We start from the raw sequence: 21,050 nt of genomic DNA on the forward strand, positions 1-21,050 counted from the left end.
GGACTTACCACAAAGAAGCTACGCGTCCACTGTGCAATATCTGAAACAACACACGTTTCAGCACAACACAATTGAATGAACCAGTACGTCACCGATCTTGATCAGGTGGCACCGCTGATGTTCCGTGTGACTTTGTTTCGCAGAGTTACGGCGGCCATAGCGGAGGGGAAACGCCCGGTCCCATTCCGAACCCGGAAGCTAAGCCCTCCAGCGCCGATGGTACTGCACTCGACAGGGTGTGGGAGAGTAGGACACCGCCGAACACCCGTTGTAAGAAGGGGACCCACTTGGTGGGTCCCCTTTTTGCGTTTGTACCGAAATCCGAAAGGACGCCCGTGTCGGAAGACAACAACGATCGTCGCCCGTCCCGTGGGGACGGCGGCAACCGCCCGAGCGAGTCCCGAGACCGCAACCCCCGCGCTCAGGACCGCCGCGGAGACCCGCGTCGTTCGGACGGTCCTCCCCGCAGACGTGGCGGTGAAGGTGGGTTCTCCGGCGATCGTCGCGGAAACAGCGCACCGTCCGACCGTCGACCACCACGTCCAGAAGAGCCGGATCTGCCCGACGAGGTCGAGGCCGGACAGCTCGAGCCAGCGGTGCGTCGGGACCTGTTGAGCTTGGACAAGAACAACGCAACCGCCGTCGCGCGTCACCTCGTGATGACCAGCAGGCTGCTGGACGACGATCCGCAGTTGGCGCTGCTGCATGCGCGCGCTGCTCGTCAGCGCGCCGGCCGCATCGCCGTAGTGCGTGAAACCGCAGGTATCGCGGCGTACCACGCCGGTGAGTGGGCCGAAGCGCTGTCCGAGCTTCGCGCCGCCCGACGCATGGCTGGCGGACCGGGCCTGATCGCTGTGATGGCCGACTGCGAGCGCGGACTCGGACGCCCCGAGCGCGCCATCGAGCTCGGTCGCAGTGACGAGGCTCGTGAGTTGACCGGCGAGGAAGCGTCGGAGCTTCGGATCGTCGTGGCAGGTGCCCGAATGGATCTGAACCAGTACGACCAGGCCGTCGTCACACTGCAGACCCCCGATCTCGACGCGTCGCGCTCGGGCACGGCTGCCGCTCGCCTGTTCTACGTCTACGCAGATGCGCTGGTTGCGGCAGGTCGCGTCGACGAAGGTGTGAAGTGGTTCCTCAATGCCGCTGCAGCCGATGTCGATGGTGAGACCGACGCAGAAGAGCGGGTCGAGGAGTTGTCCGGAGGCGGTCAGTGACCGCGCTGCGCGACCTCCATGACGTTCTGCTGCTCGACCTCGACGGCACCGTGTACGCAGGCAAGGACCCCATTCCCGGTGCAGTGGAGGCGTTGTCGGGTGGTACGGAAGAGCAGTACTTCGTCACCAACAATGCCAGTCGTGCCCCCGAGGACGTTGCCGAACATCTGCGTGGTCTCGGGTTCGACACCACGGCAGAGTTCGTCGTCACCAGTTCCGAGGCCGGCGCCCGTGTGTTGGCGGACAAGTTGGATCCAGGTTCCCGCGTGCTCGTCGTCGGTACCGACGCGTTGGCGAACGAGATCACCAAGGTAGGTCTCGAGCCGGTCAGATCTGCCGACGACCATCCGGTCGCGGTGGTGCAGGGGCATTCGGTCGATACAGGCTGGAAGATTCTTGCCGAGGCTGTCCTCGCCATCCGTGCAGGTGCACTGTGGGTGGCAACGAACATCGACGCAACCCTGCCGACCGAGCGGGGACTCGTTCTGGGGAACGGCTCGATGGTCGCAGCGGTTCGCAACGCCACCGAGATCGAGCCGATCGTGGCAGGCAAGCCCGCCGCCCCGATCATGCACGACGCCATCGAGCGCAGCGGAGCACGTTCGGCACTGGTCGTCGGAGACAGACTCGACACCGACATCGCCGGAGCGAACGAAATCGATCTGCCGTCGCTGCTGGTATTGACCGGCGTGAGTACCGCTGCGGAGTTGTTGCATGCTCCTCGGCATTTGCGCCCCACTCACATCGGCCCCGATCTCGGAGTCCTCAACAAGGACGAGATGTCGTCGAGCGTCGGCAGCAAGACCGGTTGGACGGTCGGCATCGAGAACGAGGTGCTGTCCGTGCAGTACAGCGGGGACGGTGTGCCGGATGCGTTCGAGGGGGCGCTCGCCACACTGCACGTCGCCTGGTCCGGTTCGACGTTCTCGGACGTTCGCTTCGAGGGAGATCGACTCGGCGATCTGCGTTCGCTCCTCGGCTGTTGAGGCTGCGTTCGACAGCAGGGTTCGGCGAGCGGCGGCGATCGGGCGTTCGTCGGACCCATCCGATAGCGTGAGTGGCGATGAGCGCGCCTATTCCACTACCAGGACAGCACCGGCCGAGCGGTGTCGTCGACGAGTCGTCGGCAGATCCGGACACTATTCGCACCGAGGTCGGTTCGCTGCTGAATCAGCTCACCATCGAGTCGGCGGACGACGAGGGATCCGAAGCCGTGGACTCCGAGGCCTTGGCACGCGATGCGAGTCTGCTCGACCGAGCGCACGAGGTACTCGTTCGTGCCCTGAACACCGTCGACAAGACCTGACATGGCTCGTCGCGCACGTGTCGACGCCGAACTGGTTCGTCGTGGACTTGCCCGATCTCGCGAGCACGCTTCGGAGTTGATCGAAGCGGGCCGGGTGAAGATCGCCGGGACGGTGGCCTCGAAGCCCGCTACCGCGGTGGAGCCGGGCACACCGCTGTTGGTGGCCGAAGAAGACAACGAGATCTCGTGGGCCTCCCGCGGGGCGCACAAGTTGCTCGGTGCCCTCGACGCCTTCGAGCCGCTCGGGTTGACCGTCGAGCGGGCTCGTTGCCTGGACGCCGGTGCATCCACCGGCGGGTTCACCGACGTTCTTCTCAGTCGAGGGGTGCGTGAGGTGGTCGCCGTTGATGTGGGATACGGGCAGCTGGTGTGGCGTCTGCAGTCCGACGACCGCGTTCACGTCATCGACCGCACCAACGTCCGGTCGATCGACGCCGACACGATCGGTGGACCTGTCGACGTCATCGTCGCGGATCTGTCGTTCATCTCGTTGAAGCTGGTTCTTCCCGCATTCGTCGCATGCTCGAAGCCGGGTACCGACATGGTGTTGATGGTCAAACCGCAGTTCGAGGTCGGCAAGGATCGCGTGGGTTCCGGTGGCGTGGTGCGAGATCCAGCTTTGCGAGCCGAGGCAGTGGAGGATGTTGCGAACGCGGCCGTCGGCTTGGATCTGAGTGTTCGCGCGGTGGCGGCGAGCCCGCTGCCGGGGCCGTCGGGCAACGTCGAGTACTTTTTGTGGCTGAGGGCAGGTGCAGACGAGGACTCGCCTCGCGCAGACATCACGGATCTCGTCCGGCTCGCGATCGAGGAAGGACCACAGTGACTCCGTCCCACGCAGCACCGGAACGGGAGTCGACTCGAGAGATTCTTCTCGTCGCCCATCCTGGTCGACCGGACATCGCCGAAACCGCGCGCCGCGTGGGCAAGGTGTTCGACGAAGCGGGCATCTGTCTTCGCGTGCTCGTGGACGAGGTCGAGCCGTCGAAGATCGAAGCCTCCGATACCGAGGAACACGACCACGTGTTCGTCGCGGACATGAAACTGAACGTCGTCGAGTTCGGACCGGACGCAGCCGCCGGTTGCGAAATGGTCCTGGTTCTCGGCGGTGACGGGACCTTCCTACGCGCAGCCGAACTCGCGCGAGGAGCGTCCATACCGGTGCTCGGCATCAACCTCGGCCATGTCGGGTTCCTGGCGGAGGCCGAAGCCGACCATCTGGAAGATGCCCTGGCCCGCGTCATCGCCGGGGACTACCGCATCGAGCAACGCATGACACTGGACATTGCGATCCGCGTCGGCGACCAGGTGGTCGATCGTGGTTGGGCACTGAACGAGGCCAGCATCGAGAACGGGTCACGGCTCGGAGTGCTCGAGGTGGTCCTCGAAGTCGACGGTCGACCGGTGTCGGCTTTCGGGTGCGACGGCGTCCTGGTCTCCACACCTACGGGCTCGACGGCCTACGCGTTCTCGGCCGGAGGGCCTGTGGTCTGGCCCGAGCTCGAAGCGATATTGGTCATTCCGAGCAACGCACATGCTCTGTTCGCACGTCCACTGGTCACCAGTCCCGAGTCGATCGTTGCGATCGAGATCGATGCCGGCGGTCACGCGGGATTCGTATTCTGCGATGGCAGGCGCACATTGAGCCTGCCTGCCGGCGCTCGCGTCGAGGTGGTTCGGGGAGCGTCACCGATCAAGTGGGTTCGGCTCGATTCGGCACCGTTCGCCGATCGCATGGTCAAGAAATTCGAACTGCCCGTGACCGGGTGGCGGGGGAGAGCGAGGTAGGGATGCTCGAAGAGATTCGGATCGACAGCCTCGGAGTCATATCCGGTGCCAGCGCACAGTTTCACGAGGGGCTGACCGTACTCACCGGCGAAACGGGTGCCGGAAAGACCATGGTGGTCACCAGTCTGCACCTGTTGTCGGGTGCCCGCGCCGACGCAGGCCGGGTTCGGCTCGGCGCTCAGCGTGCTGTGGTCGAGGGGCGATTCAGTACCGACACCGCGTCGGAGCAGGTGATCGACGACGTCGACAGGGTGCTCGAGTCCTCGGGAGGTCAACGGGACGAGGACAACTCGATCATCGCCGTGCGTACCGTCAACTCGGACGGTCGTTCTCGTGCGCACCTCGGTGGGCGCAGTGTGCCGGCATCGGTGCTGTCGAACTTCACCGACTCCTTGTTGACGGTGCACGGTCAGAACGATCAGCTGCGTCTGCTGCGTCCCGATCAGCAACTCGGCGCGCTGGACAGATTCGCCGGGGATGCGGTGGCGTCCCTCGTCTCGAAGTACCGCACCGCGCGCAAGACGTGGCTCGACGCGCGCAACGAGCTGATCGACCGGACCGAACGCAGTCGCGAGCTGGCGCAGGAAGCCGATCGACTGCAGTTCGGCCTCCAGGAGATCGACTCCCTGGCCCCCGAGCCGGGTGAGGATCGCTCCGTGGCCGAGGATGTGCGTCGGCTGGGGGATCTCGATTCACTGCGTGAGACCGCGGAAGGTGCCTCGGCGGCGCTCGTCGGGAGTACCGAGGAGGCGTCGGACACGGCGTCCGCGCTGTATCTGCTGGGCGAGGCTCGCTCTCGCCTCGAACATGCCGAGGACGCGGCACTGACCGAGCTGCTGCCGCGACTGAACGACGCGATGGCGATCGTGGGCGACATCGGGGCAGACCTCACCTCCTACCTGACGGATCTGCCGTCCGATCCGGGCGCGCTCGACTCGATCCTGAACCGGCAGGCCGAGCTGAAGTCGTTGACACGCAAGTACGCCGCCGATGTCGACGGCGTCATCGCCTGGGCGGAGGACGCCCGTGAGCGGCTCTCGCACATCGACACCTCGGCCGACGCGCTCGCCGAGTTGAGCGCCAAGGTCGACGCGGCTGCGGTCGACGTCGCGGCAGCTGCGTCGAAGCTCAGTGCGGCTCGGGCCAAGGCCGCTGTGAAGCTCTCGAAGGCGGTCAGCGTCGAGCTGGCGGGTTTGGCCATGGGAAAAGCCAAGCTGCAGATCGATGTTCGCGCACTTCCCGCCGGTCCGTCCGACACGGCTCCGATCGTCGTGGACGGGGCCGAACTGCATGCGGGCAGCAGTGGCGTCGACGAGGTCGAGTTCAGGCTGTCCGCGCACGACGGTGCCCAGGCTCTTCCGATCAGCAAGAGTGCGTCGGGCGGTGAGCTTTCGCGGGTGATGTTGGCACTCGAAGTGGTGCTGGCGGGCTCGGACAAGGGCGCGACAATGGTGTTCGACGAGGTCGACGCCGGAGTGGGTGGTCGCGCGGCCGTCGAGGTCGGGCGTCGACTCGGCCGGTTGGCGCGCACGCACCAGGTCATCGTGGTCACCCACTTGCCTCAGGTCGCAGCATTCGCCGACACACACCTGGTGGTCGACAAGACCGATGCGAAGAAGGGCGCGGCGAACAGTGGGGTTCGGACGCTGTCGTCGTCGGAACGCGTCGTCGAGCTCGCGAGAATGCTCGCGGGTCTGGACGACACGGAAACCGGTCGCGCGCACGCCGAGGAGCTGCTGGCCACCGCAAACGCCGATCGGGCAGCGTTGTAACTTTTGGTGCTGATGTGATCAGTGTGGTAGTTGTTTCGGCGCGCCTCCGTCGTCGGGCGTGTCGATCGGGTCATCATGGTTCTCATGAAGATGCCGGCTCTGCTGTCACGTAGTCAGGATTCGCTGCCCGGAATCACCGGGATCGCGCGAGTCGATCGCAACACGGCCAAGCTGCTCAAACGGGTCGGCCCCGGTGACATCGTCGTGCTCGACGAGCTCGACCTGGACCGCCTGACCGCTGATGCTCTCGTTGAGGCAGGGGTGCTCGCGGTCGTCAACGCGTCGCCCTCGATCTCCGGGCGCTACCCGAACCTGGGGCCCGAGGCCATCGTGGCCAACGGGATCACCTTGATCGACTCGGCCGGCACCGAGGTCTTCAAGAAGATCAAGGACGGAACCAAGGTTCGTCTCAACGACGGCGGTGTCTACACCGGTGATCGGCGCCTCGCGAAGGGCGACGAGCAGAGCGAAGCCGAGATCTCGGACAAGATGATCGAGGCCAAGACGGGTCTGGTCGACCATCTGGAAGCGTTCTCGGGCAACACGATCGAGTTCATCCGAACCGAAAGTCCGCTGCTCATCGACGGCGTCGGTGTGCCGGACATCGACATCGATCTCAAGGGTCGCCATGTCGTGATCGTCGCCGACGGTCCCGGGCATGCAGAGGATCTGAAGAACCTCAAGCCGTTCATCAAGGAGTACTCGCCCGTCATCATCGGTGTCGGCGCGGGTGCCGACACCGCCATGAAGGCAGGTCATCGCCCCGATCTGATCGTCGGCGATCCCGAGGACGTCACTGCGCAGACGCTCAAATGCGGTGCAGAGGTGGTGCTTCCGGCGGATTCCGACGGCCACGCGCAAGGACTCGAGCGCATTCAGGATCTCGGTATCGGTGCCATGACGTTCCCGGCCACCGGTGCCGCTGCCGATCTCGCGCTGTTGTTGGCCGATCATCACGGGGCGTCACTCATCGTGTCGGTCGGTAGCCCGGCCAGCCTGGACGAGTTCTTCGATCGCGGTCGACGCAACACCAATCCGGCCGCGTTCATGACGCGTCTGAAGGTCGGGGCCAAGCTGGTCGACGCCAAAGCTGTTGCGACGCTCTACCGCAGCCGCGTGTCCGGCGGTGCGATCGCGCTGTTGATTCTGGCTGCGCTCGTTGCCGTGATCGTGGCGCTGGCCGTGTCCAACATCGGCGGTGAAGCGTTGGATTGGGCAATCGATCTGTGGAACCGGTTCGCTCTGTGGTTCCAGGGGTTGCTTTCGTGATTTCGCTTCGCCAACATGCCATTTCGCTGGCCGCGGTCTTCGTGGCACTGGCCATCGGCATCGTGCTCGGCTCGGGTCTGCTCTCGAGCGGGCTGGTATCGGGCCTCCGAGACGACAAGACCGGTCTCGAAACTCAGGTGGACGATCTGCAGGCGACCAACAATCAGCTCGGTGAGCAGCTCAACTCGGCCGACGGATTCGACGCTGCGGTATCGGGCCGGGTGTTGCGAGACACGTTGGTCGATCGCAGCGTCGTGGTCATCACCACTCCGGATGCCGATCCCGGTGACGTGGACGGAGTCACGCGGTCGATCGGGGCTTCGGGTGCCACCGTCACCGGCAGGGTGTCGCTGACCGATTCCTTCGTCTCCGCTGCGAACGGCGACGATCTTCGTACCCGCCTGACCAATGTCATTCCGGCCGGCGTGCAGTTGCGCACCGGCGCGGTGGACCAAGGCAGTCTCGCCGGAGACCTGCTGGGTTCGGTTCTGCTGCTCAACGCCGAGACCGCCCAGCCGCAGTCGACTCCAGAGGAACTCTCGCTGGCGCTCGAGACACTGCGCAGCGGCGGCTTCATCGCGTACGACAACGGTGCCGTCGCGCCCGCTCAGTTGGCAGTGGTCGTCACCGGTTCCGGCACCTCGGACGTGGAGGACGGCAACCGCGGTGCCATCGTTGCGCGGTTCGCGGGCGCTCTCGATTCACGTGGTGCAGGCGCGGTACTGGCCGGCCGATCCGGCGCGGCAGAGGGCAACGGTTCCATCGCCGTCGTGCGAGCAGATTCGGCGCTGTCGTCCGCTCTCACCACAGTCGACAACGTCGACCGTGAAGCAGGGCGAATCACCACGGTTCTCGCTCTGGCGGAGCAACTGGACGGTGCCTCGGGCCGTTACGGCACCGGAGCGAACGCGAACGCCGTGACCGTCGGAGCGCCGGCGAGCTGATCGTCGTCGGAACGAGCGTGTCGTTGGCGGTGAGGTAGGTACTGGTGTTACCGTGAAGTCCCGTGGGTAGCAGGCCCAATTTCCACGCTTCACCTCTCTTATCAGCCCCCTGATAGGAGCAAGCCCTGCAGACTCGTCACGGGAGCCTCATTGTCACGCCTTCAGTCGCGTTCCGACACCAAGCACATTTTCGTCAGTGGGGGCGTCGCGTCCTCACTCGGAAAAGGCCTGACGGCATCCAGCCTCGGCCAGCTACTGACCGCACGCGGATTGCGCGTGACCATGCAGAAGCTCGATCCGTACCTCAATGTCGATCCCGGCACGATGAACCCGTTCCAGCACGGTGAGGTCTTCGTCACCGAGGACGGCTCCGAGACCGACCTCGACGTCGGACACTACGAGCGATTCCTCGACCGCGATCTGTCCGGGTTCGCCAATGTCACCACCGGCCAGGTCTACTCGACGGTCATCGCCAAGGAACGCCGCGGTGAATACCTGGGCGACACCGTTCAGGTGATCCCGCACATCACCGACGAGATCAAGCGTCGCATTCTCGCGATGAACGGCCCGGACCTGCAGGGTCATCAGCCGGACGTCGTGATCACCGAAATCGGCGGCACCGTCGGCGATATCGAGTCGCAGCCGTTCCTCGAAGCAGCGCGTCAGGTGCGCCACGACGTCGGCCGCAACAACGTGTTCTTCCTGCACGTGTCGTTGGTTCCGTTCCTGGCTCCGTCCGGTGAACTCAAGACCAAGCCCACCCAGCACTCCGTCGCAGCACTGCGCAGCATCGGTATCCAGCCCGACGCGTTGATCCTGCGTTGCGATCGCGACGTGCCGCCGGGGCTCAAGAACAAGATCGCGCTCATGTGCGACGTCGACGTCGACGGCTGCATCTCCACGCCCGACGCGCCGTCGATCTACGACATTCCCAAAGTGCTGCACAAGGAAGGCCTGGACGCGTACGTCGTCCGTCAGCTCGGTCTCCCGTTCCGCGATGTCGACTGGACCATCTGGGGTGGCCTGCTCGAGCGCGTCCACCAGCCGCGCGAAACCGTGCGCGTCGGCCTGGTCGGCAAGTACGTGGACCTGCCCGACGCGTATCTCTCGGTCACCGAGGCGCTGCGTGCCGGAGGATTCGCCCATCGCGCGAAGGTCGAGATCAAGTGGGTGCCATCCGACGAGTGCTCTACGCCTGCGGGGGCACAGGCCGCGTTGGGCGACGTCGATGCCGTGCTCATTCCCGGCGGTTTCGGTATCCGCGGTATCGAGGGCAAGCTCGGGGCCATCGAATTCGCCCGTACACGCAAGATTCCGTTGCTGGGGTTGTGCCTCGGATTGCAGTGTGTGGTCATCGAGGCGGCTCGTTCGGTCGGCCTGACCGATGCCAATTCCGCCGAGTTCGACCCGGAGACCAAGGATCCGGTGATCTCCACGATGGCCGATCAGGAAGACGCCGTCGCCGGTGACGCCGATCTCGGCGGCACGATGCGCCTCGGTGCCTACCCGGCGACCCTGCAGAAGGGTTCGGTCGTCGCGGCGTCGTACGGCACCGAGAACGTTTCGGAGCGCCACCGTCACCGTTACGAGGTCAACAACGACTACCGGGATCGAATTGCCAAGAGCGGCTTGGTCTTCAGCGGTACATCTCCGGACGGGCACCTGGTCGAGTTCGTCGAACTGCCTGCGTCGGTGCACCCGTTCTTCGTCGCCACTCAGGCGCATCCGGAGCTCAAGAGCCGGCCGACCCGTCCGCATCCGCTGTTCGCGTCGTTGATCAATGCGGCGCTGAAGTACAAGGCTGCGGAGCGTCTGCCGGTCGACATTCACGGTGACACGGTGGTGGCAGAGGAATCGGACGCGGCCGAGACCGTCGGATGAGCGAGCCTCGGCACGAGTTCACCACTCTCGAGTCGTCGGTGCCGTACTCGGGTGCCATCCTCGCCCTCCGGCTCGATCAGGTCGCTATGCCCAACGGCCGCAAGGCCGAGCGTGAGGTGATCGAGCATCACGGCGCGGTCGGGATTCTGGCCGTCGACGATCAGGACCGTGTGGCGATGATCGAGCAGTACCGGCATCCCGTCGGTCGTCGACTGTGGGAGTTGCCCGCCGGTCTGCTGGACGCGCCGGGGGAGCCGCCGGTGCTGGCAGCTCAGCGTGAGCTCGCCGAGGAAACCGGGCTTGCCGCCGGCACATGGTCGGTGCTGGTCGACGTGTTGGCCTCGCCCGGGTTCACCGACGAAGCCGTACGGATCTTTCTGGCACAGGACCTGACGGAAGTGGATCGGCCGGAGGCACACGACGAGGAAGCAGACATCGAACTCTCCTTCGTGCCGATGGACGAGGCCGTCCGGCGGGCGCTGTCGGGTGAGATCGTCAATGCGTCCGCTGTGGCGGGCGTGCTCGCGTTCGCTGCGGCGCGCGCTGCCGGCACCGAACTGCGCCCCGCCGATGCCCCGTGGCCCGATCTGCCGACAGCATTCGAGAAGCGGAAGAGTTCACGAAAGTAGTCACCGTGATCGGCCAGCAGATTCAGACCTACCTCGACCATCTGGTGGTCGAGCGTGGGTCGGCGCCGAACACGGTGTCGTCCTACCGTCGCGACCTGGTGCGGTACGAGCGGTTCCTCGGCGGCTACGGCATCACCGATCTGGCGAAGGTCTCGGAGAACGACATCACCGAGTTCGTGCTCTATCTGCGGCGCGGTGATGACGAATTCCCTGCTCTCGCAGCAAGTTCGGCAGCTCGGACGCTGATTGCTGTGCGCGGTCTGCACCGGTTCGCGCTCGCGGAAGGGATGGTCGAGCGCAACGTCGCGAGCGAGGTCAAGCCGCCCCAGCCGGCGAAGCGGTTGCCGAAGTCGCTGCCCGTCGATCAGGTGGTGGCGCTACTCGAATCGGCCTCGGTTGCCGGTCCCGATGCCCCGCGCGGACTGCGGGATCGAGCGTTGTTGGAGCTCCTGTATTCCACCGGGGCTCGAATTTCCGAGGCAGTGGGGCTCGACGTCGACGACATCGACACCGAAGCTCGCTCGGTGCTGCTGCGCGGCAAAGGCGGCAAGCATCGCATCGTCCCGGTCGGGCGACCCGCGATCGAGGCAGTCGACGCCTACCTGGTGCGTGGACGGCCGGGGCTGGTCTCGCGCTCGAATCCTGCGCTGTTCCTCAACGTCCGAGGCGGCAGGTTGTCTCGGCAGAGTGCGTGGCAGGTGTTGCAGGATTCGGCCGTGCGGGCCGGGATCACCGCGGGGGTCTCACCGCACGTTCTTCGGCATTCTTTCGCTACGCATCTGCTGGACGGTGGTGCCGACGTTCGCGTCGTGCAGGAGCTGTTGGGACATGCGTCGGTGACGACGACGCAGATCTACACCCTCGTCACCGTGAACACGATGCGCGAAGTGTGGGCCGGCGCGCATCCGCGGGCGAGATAGCACGGGGCCGGCGGCCGTGCGTCAGCGTGTCCGATGACGCTGCCGGCGCACCAAGCGGTAGCGTTCTCAGAACTACTCGAAGACGAACGGGACAGGGGAGCGCTGGAACGTGTCGACACCGCAGCCGCCAGCGGCGGAGTCAGCTTTGGATCATCCACATCTCGACGGTGGCCTGTTCCAGACGCGTCAACCGGAATCCAGTCGGGAGACACGCGACATCATTCCTGCTCCGAACGAGCTCGGGCCCACCGGTCGGATGACTCGGACCGTCCCGGATCCGCAACCGTTGGCCAATCACGGCCCGGCCAAGATCATCGCGATGTGCAACCAGAAGGGTGGCGTCGGCAAGACGACGTCGACCATCAATCTCGGTGCCTCGCTGGCCGGCTACGGCCGTCGTGTGCTGCTGGTGGATCTCGACCCGCAGGGCGCACTCTCCGCGGGCTTGGGCGTCGCACATCACGAACTCGATCTGACGGTCTACAACCTTCTCGTCGAGGCAAAGGTCTCCGCCGACGACATCATCATGCGGACTCGCGTCGAGAACCTCGATCTGATGCCCAGCAACATCGACCTGTCGGCCGCCGAGATTCAGCTGGTGACCGAGGTGGGGCGTGAGCAGACGCTCGGACGGGTGCTGCATCCGATTCTGGATCGCTACGACTACGTGCTCATCGACTGCCAGCCGTCGCTCGGTCTGCTGACTGTCAATGCGCTCACATGCGCCGACGAAGTACTCATTCCGATGGAGTGCGAGTACTTCAGCCTCCGCGGCCTGGCACTGCTCAACGACACCGTCGAGAAGGTGCGCGATCGTCTCAATCCGCGGCTGAAGTTGGCCGGCATCGTGGTGACGATGTTCGACGCCCGCACACTGCACTCGCGTGAGGTGATGACGCGAGTGGTCGAGGTGTTCGGCGACGTCGTCTACGACACGGTGATCACACGCACGGTTCGGTTCCCCGAGACCAGCGTTGCCGGTGAGCCGATCACCACGTGGGCTCCGAAATCCGGCGGCGCACAGGCGTACCGCGCCCTGGCGCGCGAGGTGATCTACCGGTCGGGTCCGTGACCGTCGACGCTGCTGACGAAGCCCCGATCGAGGTTCCCGCCGACGCGGATCCGTCGAAATTTCGGGTGCGTCTGCTCAACTTCGAGGGACCGTTCGATCTGCTGCTGTCACTGATCAGTCAACACCGCATGGACGTCACCGAAGTGGCGTTGCACACCGTCACCGACGATTTCATCTCGTTCACCAAGTCACTCGGTGCCGATGTCGGCCTCGATCAGACGACGGAATTCCTCGTCGTCGCCGCGACTCTGCTCGATCTCAAGGCGGCGCGGTTGCTGCCCTCGGGTGATGTGGAGGACGCCGAGGACCTGGCGCTGCTCGAAGTGCGAGATCTCCTCTTCGCTCGACTCCTCCAGTACCGCGCATACAAGCAGGTCGCTCTGCTGTTCGGTGAGCTGGAAGCTGCTGCGCTGCGGCGTTATCCGCGATCGGTGTCGGTGGAGGACAGGTACGCCGACCTGATTCCCGAGGTGCTGCTCGGCGTCGACCCGGCCACGTTCGCAGACATCGCCGCAGCGGCGTTCAGGCCCAAGCCGATTCCCCAGGTGGGACTCGATCACATTCATCAGCACGCTGTCTCGATTCCCGAGCAGGCGGAATGGCTGCTCGAGAATCTGCAGGGGCGAGGCCTGAACGAGTGGGCGTCGTTCTCGGAGTTGGTGCAGGACTGCGAGGTGCAGGTGGAAATAATCGCGCGATTCCTGGCGTTGCTGGAGCTGTTCCGGCAACAGGTGATCGCGTTCGAGCAGCCCGAGCCGCTCGGCGATCTTCGAGTGAGTTGGACCGGTAAGGACGAAGGACCCATCGTGGTAACGGAAGAGGACTACGCATGAGTGCCGACCCCGAACTCGAGCTCGAGGACGTCGACGATTCCGAGGAGCTCGACGACACCACTCTCGCGTCGGCTCTCGAAGCCGTGTTGCTGATCGTCGACACACCGGCCTCGGACGAGCAGCTCGCCTCCGCCGTGGGTGCCTCGGTGGCCCGCGTGCGCGCGACCTTGACAGCGATGGCCGCCGAACTGACCGAACGAACCAGCGGAATCGACCTTCGCTACGCCGGTGACGGATGGCGTTTCTACACCCGAACCGCCTATGCGCCGTACGTCGAACGGCTGCTTCTGGACGGCGCTCGGTCCAAGCTCACACGCGCGGCATTGGAAACCCTGGCCGTGATCGCATATCGTCAACCGTTGACCCGCGCACGAGTCAGCGCCGTGCGAGGAGTCAACGTCGATGGAGTGATGCGTACGTTGCTCGCCCGTGGACTGATCTCCGAAGCAGGAACGGACCCGGAGACGAACGGCACGATGTACTGCACCACCGAGCTGTTCCTCGAACGGCTCGGGCTCGCATCGCTCGGTGATCTACCCGAACTGGCACCGCTGTTGCCGGGTGTGGACCTGATCGACGAGATCAGTGACAGCATGGACACCGACCCGAGAATGACCCGCTCCACCAAGAACCGCGGATCGAAACCCGATCCGGCAGCCGAGCTCGACTCGGACGACTGATAGGTAAGACAAGTGAACAAGCCCGCTCGCCGTGATGGCACACCGGACCGTAACAAGAGACAAGATCCACGCAGGAAGCCGACCGCAGGTAGGTCGGACACTCCGCGTGACGCGCGCCGCGGAGATCGCACCCGCGACGCTGCGCCCCGTGACGGCGCTCCTCGTACCGGAGGACCTCGCGCAGGAGCTCCTCGCACTGGAGGACCTCGCGCAGGCGCGCCCCGTACCGGAGCTCCTCGCACAGGAGCCCGACCTGCCCCTCGCCGTGGCGTCGAGCAGGACGAATCGACCGATTACACGCCCGTCGAGACCGGCGTCAACGACCGCAGCAACGACGCTGTTCCTCGCAAGAAGCCGTCGCGTCCCAAGCCGCCGAAGCCGCAGAAGAAGCAGGTTCCGTCGACCACGATCAGCAACGCCAAGCCGGCGAAGCATCAGCACACCGATTCCTCACCGCGCAAGCACGTACCCGCCGGTGAAGGTGTTCGGTTGCAGAAGGTGCTCGCACAGGCCGGCGTCGCATCGCGTCGCGCCGCCGAGGAACTGATCGCCGACGGCCGCGTCGAGGTCGACGGACGCATCGTCACCGAACAGGGCATCCGCATCGATCCCAACATCGCCGTGGTCCGTGTCGACGGCACCCGCGTGGTGGTGAAGGAAGAGCTGGTTCATCTCGCGATGAACAAGCCGCGTGGATGGCAGTGCACCATGTCCGACGATCTGGGACGCCCATGCGTCGGCGACATCGTCTCCGAGCGGGTCCAGGCGGGGCAGCGACTGTTCCACGTCGGCCGTCTCGATGCCGACACCGAGGGACTGTTGCTCTTCACCAACGACGGTGATCTTGCTCACCGCCTGATGCACCCGTCGTTCGAGGTTTCGAAGACCTACCTCGCGACGTTGTCGGGCACCATTCCCCGCACGCTCGGCAAGCAGCTGCGCGAGGGCGTCACTCTCGACGACGGCCCGGTGAAGGTCGACGGCTTCCAGCTGCTCGACATCTCGGACGGCAAGTCGCTCGTCAAGGTGACCCTGCACGAGGGCCGCAAGCACATCGTGCGTCGGTTGTTCGACAAGGTCGGATTCCCGGTCGGGCGCCTCGTGCGTACCGATGTCGGCAATATCGTGCTCGGCGATCAGCGTCCAGGAACACTGCGTGTTCTCGGTCGCGGCGAGATCGGCAAGCTCTACGAATCCGTAGGCCTGTGATGAGTGCGCTCGTCGTGGCGATGGACGGTCCCTCGGGCACCGGTAAGTCGTCGGTATCGCGCAGACTGGCGTCGGCACTGGAAGCCAGCTACCTCGACACCGGTGCGATGTACCGCGTCGCGACGGTATGGGTTCTCCGTTCGGGCGTCGAGCCCACCGATGCGGATGCGGTCGCGAAAGCCGTTGCGGCGCTTCCCCTCGAGATCGGCAAGGACCCGCTGTCCGAGACCGTGTTGCTCGACGGCGAGGACGTCAGCGGCGAAATCCGCGGCGACGCAGTCACCAAGGCCGTCTCTGCGGTGTCCGCAGTGCCTGCGGTGCGCGAGTTGTTGGTGCAGATGCAGCGCGACCTCGCGAGCTCGTCGACGCGAATCGTCGTGGAGGGCCGCGACATCGGCACCGTCGTTCTTCCCGACGCCGACGTGAAGGTGTTCCTGACTGCCTCACCGGAGGCGCGGGCAGAGCGTCGCAACAAACAGAACATCGAACAGGGTCGCGACGACGACTACGAATCCGTGCTCGCGGATGTGCAACGCCGCGATCATGCAGATTCGACGAGAGCAGTGTCACCGCTTCGTCCCGCCGAGGATTCGGTGATCGTCGATACCAGCGAGCTGGATCTCGACGGCGTGATCGAGCGTTTGCTGCTCGTGGTGAACGACAGAAGTGGAGCAGTGCAGTGAGTGAAGAATTCTTCTCCGGCGCAGCGGAAACCGCGGGCGACGGAATATGGAGTGACGAAGGCGAGTGGGAGTACGTCGACCTCAACGAGGGCGACGACGGCGAAGACGCCGTTGCCGTACCGACTCTCGCCGTGGTGGGTCGTCCGAACGTCGGTAAGTCGACGCTCGTCAACCGCATCATCGGACGACGCGAAGCCGTCGTCGAGGACGTCCCCGGCGTCACCCGCGACCGGGTGTCGTACGAGGCCAACTGGAGTGGTCGACGCTTCCTGGTGCAGGACACCGGCGGTTGGGAGCCCGACGCCAAGGGTCTGCAGGCATCCGTTGCGCGCCAAGCCGAGTTGGCCATGCACACCGCCGACGCGATCCTGTTGGTCGTCGACGCGCGAGTCGGCTCGACGACGACGGACGAGGCTGTCGCACGAGTGCTGCGCCGGTCGAAGACTCCGGTTTTGTTGGTGGCCAACAAGGTCGACGACGGCCGCACCGAGTCCGAGGTCGCCGCACTGTGGTCGCTGGGTCTGGGGGAGCCGCTGTCGGTTTCCGCGACTCACGGCCGCGGTACCGGTGATCTGCTGGACCGGGTTCTCGAGGCGTTGCCCGAGACTCCGCGCGAAGGAATCCCCGGTGGGGGACCCAGGCGTGTTGCTCTGGTCGGTAAGCCGAACGTGGGCAAGTCCTCGCTGATCAACAAGCTCTCGGGTGACGAGCGCTCGGTGGTGCACGATGTTGCCGGCACCACCGTCGATCCCGTCGACTCGTTGGTCGAATTGGGCGGCAAGACATGGCGATTCGTCGATACCGCCGGACTGCGCAAGCGCGTCAGTCATGCCAGTGGTGCCGAGTTCTACGCATCGCTGCGCACCAAGTCCGCGATCGAGGCCGCCGAGGTCGCGATTCTGCTTCTCGATGCTTCCGAGGTGATCTCGGAACAGGACATGCGTGTGCTCAGCATGGTCGCCGATGCCGGCCGCGCTTTGGTGTTGGCGTTCAACAAGTGGGATCTGGTGGACGACGATCGTCGTCAGCAGCTCGAGAAGGAGATCGATCGCGATCTCGCTCGGGTGCCGTGGGCACAGCGAGTGAACATCTCGGCGCAGACGGGCCGTGCGGTCCAGAAACTCGTGCCCGCTCTCGAGACGGCTCTGGAGTCGTGGGACAAGCGTGTCCCCACCGGCAGGCTGAACACATGGCTCAAGGAGGTCGTGGCGGCCACTCCGCCGCCGATGCGAGGCGGACGTCTGCCGCGCATCATGTTCGCGACGCAGGCCAGCACCCGGCCGCCGACGTTCGTGCTGTTCACCACCGGCTTCCTCGAGGCCGGCTACCGCCGATTCATCGAGCGGCGTCTGCGTGAAGAGTTCAACTTCGACGGCAGCCCCGTCCGTGTTTCGGTACGTATCCGCGAGAAGCGGGAACGGCCGGGCAAGGGCAACAACCGCTGATGTAGCCCGACCCCGCCCCTGAGCAGGCGATTTCCTCTCAGGGGTAGGGCTGGGGTAATCTCAGCAAGCGCCTTTCGAGGCGCGGCGGGCTGTGGCGCAGCTTGGTAGCGCACTTGACTGGGGGTCAAGTGGTCGCAGGTTCAAATCCTGTCAGCCCGACACAGAAAAACCCGCTCTGACCAGTGTCGGAGCGGGTTTCACTGTTTTTGGGGGCGGAGGCGATCTGGGACCAAATTGGGGCCACGCGGGCGAGTCATGACCTCACCTTATTCAGATGGCAATCGCTCGACCCGGTGTCGAAATGATGCGCCGGAGTCTTCCGGCGGTTCCCCGAGCTCGATCGTTATGATCCCGTCCCCTCGAACACAGGACTCAGTTCGAGAGCGAGATACTCTAGGAGTCTCGCTCATGGACGGCGATAATGATCTGGCGGCCGTGCTGCTGCGACAGAACTCTTATCAGGCCGGCGAACTGGGTGATGTGAACATTCTCCATTTATTGCACCGGGTTGTCGAAGACAAGGCATGGCACCAGCGGCTCAACCGCTAGGTGCAACGCAACGAAAAGGGACGGTGCGCAGTGTTCAAGTTCCCTGCACAGAGCATCAGCTGGGGTGATCCGCCGGTAGTTCCGGAACTGTGGACCGTCTCTAGGGTCAATTCAAGCGCAGTGCTCGACAAGGTGGGGATTCGAAACATGGGAACGAAGTACTCGCGTGGCGCTAATCGTGTGAACAGACTCCGCCAAACTTCGTTCAGCGCGATTCGGTGAACACGCGGCGCACAATTTCGGTACGTGCCTTCGATGCCGCATCTAGTACCGCTTTTGCTACGGACTGGCGGCGCTACGCCTCTTTCAAGCGCGCATCCAAGACCGACTTTCGCTCTGCGATTTGTGCGACATTATCTATCAGGTCCTCCACGAGCGCCGCGCAGCGCTGCATCTCCTCCAACACCAAGTTGGCGTTGCCGTACGCAGTCGTGACCGTCTCCGCCTTGGCGACCTGTTCGTCCGCAACCTCGGCGAGCTTCCGACAAGTGTCATGCAAGGGCTGCTCGCTGCAGGGAGACGGGGGGAGACCGAAACCACGCGCAAAGGTGCAGCTAGCTGTCTGGTGGATCAGGCAAAATCGGAATGTGGCCGACGCCGCAGCTTCACGCCAGCAAGCGCACAGCGACTTCGTGCTGCGCGCTGATTGGGCTGCAGTCAGAACGACCTAACCGTTGAAGTTGCGCGGGTTCGGGCAAAACAACGGCTGGAGCCCATCGACCCCTGATTCGCTCCGACGGCAGATCGTCGACTTCGAACGGGGGCGTCCTGCCAGACCCACTTTGGAGGGGGCTCCTGGCCGAAGCGCTCCAGGATAATGAGGACCGGCTATTCAGTCTGGCCGTCGACACGAATCTTCCGCGTCCGCTGCTGGTTCAAACGGAATTCGACAGCGACTTGCTCGCCGTCATCTTGAAACAGCGTGCGGCGCACATTACGGCTGAGCACCTGTTCGGTCCCGCGTACGCCCGTGAACTGGTGGACCGTGATTTGACCACGATTTAGGAACTCATCCGCACGGCTCCGCCAGCCATACGCCCCGAGATGCGCCGGGCCGCGGGGCGCATCGCTGAGCTTGGTGGCAGGATAACCCAGGACAGCGGTGATGGGCGAGAGCCCTGGAGTTGACGACACGAGCAGAGGATCACCTCCGGTCTGCGGACCCGTCGTTGCAGGCGACCATCCTCATGCGGCTCTCCGACATCGTGCTGTAATCCGATCCAGGCCTCGCGGTCGAACTGGCAGACGCCGCGGCATGACTCATCAGCGCGATCTCCGCAGGGCGGGTCGCGGCTACATCGCGCGCCAGCAAGCGCTGGCGGCTGCTGCGGATCACGACCGGCAGACCTTTGCCCGGCTTTCAGCGCACGCGATTCAGATCGCACAGACCGAGCCGATTACGGACGATCATGAGATTTATGCCTCGCCTACCTACGTTGCTGGCGAGGTCGCCTCGGGGCTCATGATGTTCGGGAATGCGGCGAGTGCATTGGAATTTAACCGCGAACACCACCGGAGCTGGCCTGGCAGCCAGCGCGGCGATTTCGCCGTGTCCTCGGCTCGGTTGCTGCGAGCCACGATCGTGGTCGGCGACTACAACAGTGCGGTCGAACAGCTTCCGCGGACGATCAGCGCGGACTTGTCGGCACCGTCAGACCGGACACGGCGCGAACTACGCGAGTGCCGCAAGCTAATTCGTGACCGATCCAGAGCGGCAACGACTCTGCCTGTGCAAACACTGCGCAGAAGAGTCGAGGATACTTTGCGACGGAACCTAAACCCGTGATTCACAACCAAGGAGAGTTCGGGTTGGACATGCCGATTACGACAACTGAGGACCGCAGGACAAAGGCCTCAGTGGCGCTGCTTCCGATCGGATCATTCGAGCAGCATGGCGCCCCTACCTTCCCCTTGTTACCGACACGCTGATTGCGACAGGCAACGCCGATTCGATCAGTAGCCAGCACAACGTTTTTCAGCTTCCCGTGTCGGCCTTCGGATGTTCGCATGAGCACGCGGACATTTCGGGGACGGTGAGCATCGCCGCGACGACGCTGAACAGTATCGTCATCGACCTGATCGACGCACTCAACAGCCAGGGAACCCGCGGCCTCGTCATTGTCAACGCACACGGCGGCAACTATGAGCTGACGAATGCGTCCAACAGGCCAACACCAAAGTCGGGATCCGGGTCGGGTTGTTTCCGAGTCGCGAAGACTGGACAGAAGCGCGAGAAGCGGCCGGTATCACCAGCACGAATCATGACGACATGCACGCCGGCGAACTCGAAACGTCAATCCTGCTCGCCATGCATCCGGCCAGGTCTTCGACGGATGGCGGAGCGCCGATCACAGCGCGCCCGACCGTCGGCACCTAGCCACCCTCGGCATGGGCGCGTACACCGATAGCGGTGTGAAGGGCTACCACTCGCTAGCCAGTGCCGAATAGGGCCACACGGTCCTCGACCATCTCGGCAAAGCAGCTGGCGAACTGATCGCTGTGCTTTCCGAGCCGCGAAGCTGACGTTAACGTCGTGGCGGCTCCCGTCCGCCGTCACGGGCAGGTTTGTCATGGCTGGGAGCAGACCGGTTCCGAACGTCGGCTGGCGACCGTGGTGAGAATTTTCTCTACTGGGATCAAGAATGTAGCCGCCGCTGTCCGCCACGATGCGCTGATGACGCCAATTGGCCACACTAGGCGCTAGTCTTTTGCGACAGTCTTTCCAGCGGCTGCGAAGGTGATTGTTGGCGTCGAATGCATGGCTGTGTCGGGTAGTGCAGTCGCTACCAATCGGGCTACAACTGCTTGAAGGACGCTGCCGTCAGAAAAGGGGTAGCGGTTGTCGTTCGCTGAGAC

General features: G+C 64.4%; 21 protein-coding genes, 1 tRNA gene and 1 rRNA gene. 22 read left to right on the top strand and 1 reads right to left on the bottom strand.

All coding sequences use genetic code 11. From position 1 onward, the window contains the following. The first annotated feature begins 146 nt into the window (after window positions 1-146). From rrf to QM615_RS00100, 20 genes are all read left to right on the top strand, one after another. A 5S ribosomal RNA gene (gene rrf / locus QM615_RS00005) occupies window positions 147-263 on the top strand. Window positions 264-335: 72 nt separating this feature from the next. Beyond that, window positions 336-1,217, top strand: a complete 882-nt coding sequence (locus QM615_RS00010) for a tetratricopeptide repeat protein (protein ID WP_094641563.1) — start codon at window positions 336-338, stop codon at window positions 1,215-1,217. Next, on the top strand, window positions 1,214-2,203 hold the full coding sequence (locus QM615_RS00015) for an HAD-IIA family hydrolase (protein ID WP_149405662.1): 990 nt from the start codon (window positions 1,214-1,216) through the stop codon (window positions 2,201-2,203). Before QM615_RS00010 ends, QM615_RS00015 begins: the two co-directional genes overlap by 4 nt. Before the next feature lie 77 nt (window positions 2,204-2,280). Continuing rightward, a complete protein-coding gene (locus QM615_RS00020) occupies window positions 2,281-2,523 on the top strand; it encodes a hypothetical protein (protein WP_068050998.1) in 243 nt (80 codons plus the stop codon). A gap of 1 nt (window position 2,524) precedes the next feature. Next, complete coding sequence (locus QM615_RS00025; protein ID WP_149405663.1) at window positions 2,525-3,346, top strand: TlyA family RNA methyltransferase; 822 nt, start codon at window positions 2,525-2,527, stop codon at window positions 3,344-3,346. Continuing rightward, window positions 3,343-4,308 carry an NAD kinase gene (locus tag QM615_RS00030; protein WP_149405664.1) on the top strand — a complete coding sequence of 322 codons (966 nt, stop codon included), beginning with the start codon at window positions 3,343-3,345 and terminating at the stop codon, window positions 4,306-4,308. The genes QM615_RS00025 and QM615_RS00030 overlap by 4 nt, the downstream gene beginning before the upstream one ends. A 2-nt stretch (window positions 4,309-4,310) precedes the next feature. After that, the gene (gene recN / locus QM615_RS00035) at window positions 4,311-6,080 is read left to right on the top strand and encodes a DNA repair protein RecN (RefSeq protein WP_188078604.1); all 1,770 of its coding nucleotides are present in this window, start codon (window positions 4,311-4,313) and stop codon (window positions 6,078-6,080) included. Between the two features lie 84 nt (window positions 6,081-6,164). Beyond that, window positions 6,165-7,349 carry a putative cytokinetic ring protein SteA gene (gene steA / locus QM615_RS00040; protein WP_149405666.1) on the top strand — a complete coding sequence of 395 codons (1,185 nt, stop codon included), beginning with the start codon at window positions 6,165-6,167 and terminating at the stop codon, window positions 7,347-7,349. Then, window positions 7,346-8,293: a copper transporter gene (locus QM615_RS00045; RefSeq protein ID WP_149405667.1), complete on the top strand. Its 948-nt coding sequence runs from the start codon at window positions 7,346-7,348 to the stop codon at window positions 8,291-8,293. Before steA ends, QM615_RS00045 begins: the two co-directional genes overlap by 4 nt. 150 nt (window positions 8,294-8,443) lie before the next feature. Beyond that, window positions 8,444-10,174 carry a CTP synthase gene (pyrG, locus tag QM615_RS00050; RefSeq protein ID WP_149405668.1) on the top strand — a complete coding sequence of 577 codons (1,731 nt, stop codon included), beginning with the start codon at window positions 8,444-8,446 and terminating at the stop codon, window positions 10,172-10,174. Further along, window positions 10,171-10,803 (top strand): NUDIX domain-containing protein, encoded by a 633-nt coding sequence (locus QM615_RS00055; RefSeq protein WP_149405669.1) that lies wholly within the window; start codon window positions 10,171-10,173, stop codon window positions 10,801-10,803. Before pyrG ends, QM615_RS00055 begins: the two co-directional genes overlap by 4 nt. A 5-nt stretch (window positions 10,804-10,808) precedes the next feature. Next, the gene (gene xerD, locus QM615_RS00060) at window positions 10,809-11,723 is read left to right on the top strand and encodes a site-specific tyrosine recombinase XerD (protein ID WP_094641577.1); all 915 of its coding nucleotides are present in this window, start codon (window positions 10,809-10,811) and stop codon (window positions 11,721-11,723) included. 109 nt (window positions 11,724-11,832) lie between these two features. After that, window positions 11,833-12,795, top strand: coding sequence for a ParA family protein (locus QM615_RS00065; protein WP_068051009.1), 963 nt, complete (start codon window positions 11,833-11,835; stop codon window positions 12,793-12,795). Continuing rightward, the gene (locus QM615_RS00070; protein WP_094668763.1) at window positions 12,792-13,628 is read left to right on the top strand and encodes a segregation and condensation protein A; all 837 of its coding nucleotides are present in this window, start codon (window positions 12,792-12,794) and stop codon (window positions 13,626-13,628) included. Before QM615_RS00065 ends, QM615_RS00070 begins: the two co-directional genes overlap by 4 nt. Next, the gene (gene scpB / locus QM615_RS00075; protein WP_094668762.1) at window positions 13,625-14,308 is read left to right on the top strand and encodes an SMC-Scp complex subunit ScpB; all 684 of its coding nucleotides are present in this window, start codon (window positions 13,625-13,627) and stop codon (window positions 14,306-14,308) included. Before QM615_RS00070 ends, scpB begins: the two co-directional genes overlap by 4 nt. A 12-nt stretch (window positions 14,309-14,320) precedes the next feature. Next, window positions 14,321-15,517: a pseudouridine synthase gene (locus QM615_RS00080; RefSeq protein ID WP_094668761.1), complete on the top strand. Its 1,197-nt coding sequence runs from the start codon at window positions 14,321-14,323 to the stop codon at window positions 15,515-15,517. Further along, window positions 15,517-16,200, top strand: coding sequence for a (d)CMP kinase (gene cmk / locus QM615_RS00085; protein ID WP_094668760.1), 684 nt, complete (start codon window positions 15,517-15,519; stop codon window positions 16,198-16,200). The genes QM615_RS00080 and cmk overlap by 1 nt, the downstream gene beginning before the upstream one ends. Continuing rightward, the gene (der, locus tag QM615_RS00090; RefSeq protein ID WP_149405670.1) at window positions 16,197-17,645 is read left to right on the top strand and encodes a ribosome biogenesis GTPase Der; all 1,449 of its coding nucleotides are present in this window, start codon (window positions 16,197-16,199) and stop codon (window positions 17,643-17,645) included. The genes cmk and der overlap by 4 nt, the downstream gene beginning before the upstream one ends. Window positions 17,646-17,730: 85 nt before the next feature. Then, a tRNA-Pro gene (locus QM615_RS00095) sits at window positions 17,731-17,804 on the top strand. A gap of 249 nt (window positions 17,805-18,053) precedes the next feature. Next, window positions 18,054-18,194 carry a hypothetical protein gene (locus QM615_RS00100; RefSeq protein WP_188078605.1) on the top strand — a complete coding sequence of 47 codons (141 nt, stop codon included), beginning with the start codon at window positions 18,054-18,056 and terminating at the stop codon, window positions 18,192-18,194. A gap of 828 nt (window positions 18,195-19,022) precedes the next feature. Here QM615_RS00100 and QM615_RS00105 read toward each other — a convergent pair. After that, window positions 19,023-19,328, bottom strand: a complete 306-nt coding sequence (locus QM615_RS00105; RefSeq protein WP_283346907.1) for a hypothetical protein — start codon at window positions 19,326-19,328, stop codon at window positions 19,023-19,025. Window positions 19,329-19,449: 121 nt separating this feature from the next. On the opposite strand from QM615_RS00105, the gene QM615_RS00110 reads away from it, so the two are divergent. Further along, the gene (locus QM615_RS00110) at window positions 19,450-19,980 is read left to right on the top strand and encodes a hypothetical protein (RefSeq protein WP_149405671.1); all 531 of its coding nucleotides are present in this window, start codon (window positions 19,450-19,452) and stop codon (window positions 19,978-19,980) included. A gap of 166 nt (window positions 19,981-20,146) precedes the next feature. Further along, window positions 20,147-20,602, top strand: a complete 456-nt coding sequence (locus QM615_RS00115; protein WP_262498353.1) for a creatininase family protein — start codon at window positions 20,147-20,149, stop codon at window positions 20,600-20,602. Window positions 20,603-21,050: the final 448 nt, after the last annotated feature.

The sequence above is a fragment of the Rhodococcus sp. IEGM 1341 genome, assembly GCF_030056895.1.
GTDB lineage: Bacteria > Actinomycetota > Actinomycetes > Mycobacteriales > Mycobacteriaceae > Rhodococcoides.

What these genes read in the sequence shown, in the direction of transcription:
- QM615_RS00100 (WP_188078605.1), top strand. Translation starts at nt 18,054, where the DNA reads ATGGACGGCGATAATGATCTGGCGGCCGTGCTGCTGCGACAGAACTCT.
- QM615_RS00055 (WP_149405669.1), top strand. Translation starts at nt 10,171, where the DNA reads ATGAGCGAGCCTCGGCACGAGTTCACCACTCTCGAGTCGTCGGTGCCG.
- cmk (WP_094668760.1), top strand. Translation starts at nt 15,517, where the DNA reads ATGAGTGCGCTCGTCGTGGCGATGGACGGTCCCTCGGGCACCGGTAAG.
- recN (WP_188078604.1), top strand. Translation starts at nt 4,311, where the DNA reads ATGCTCGAAGAGATTCGGATCGACAGCCTCGGAGTCATATCCGGTGCC.
- QM615_RS00110 (WP_149405671.1), top strand. Translation starts at nt 19,450, where the DNA reads ATGACTCATCAGCGCGATCTCCGCAGGGCGGGTCGCGGCTACATCGCG.
- steA (WP_149405666.1), top strand. Translation starts at nt 6,165, where the DNA reads ATGAAGATGCCGGCTCTGCTGTCACGTAGTCAGGATTCGCTGCCCGGA.
- scpB (WP_094668762.1), top strand. Translation starts at nt 13,625, where the DNA reads ATGAGTGCCGACCCCGAACTCGAGCTCGAGGACGTCGACGATTCCGAG.
- QM615_RS00020 (WP_068050998.1), top strand. Translation starts at nt 2,281, where the DNA reads ATGAGCGCGCCTATTCCACTACCAGGACAGCACCGGCCGAGCGGTGTC.
- QM615_RS00025 (WP_149405663.1), top strand. Translation starts at nt 2,525, where the DNA reads ATGGCTCGTCGCGCACGTGTCGACGCCGAACTGGTTCGTCGTGGACTT.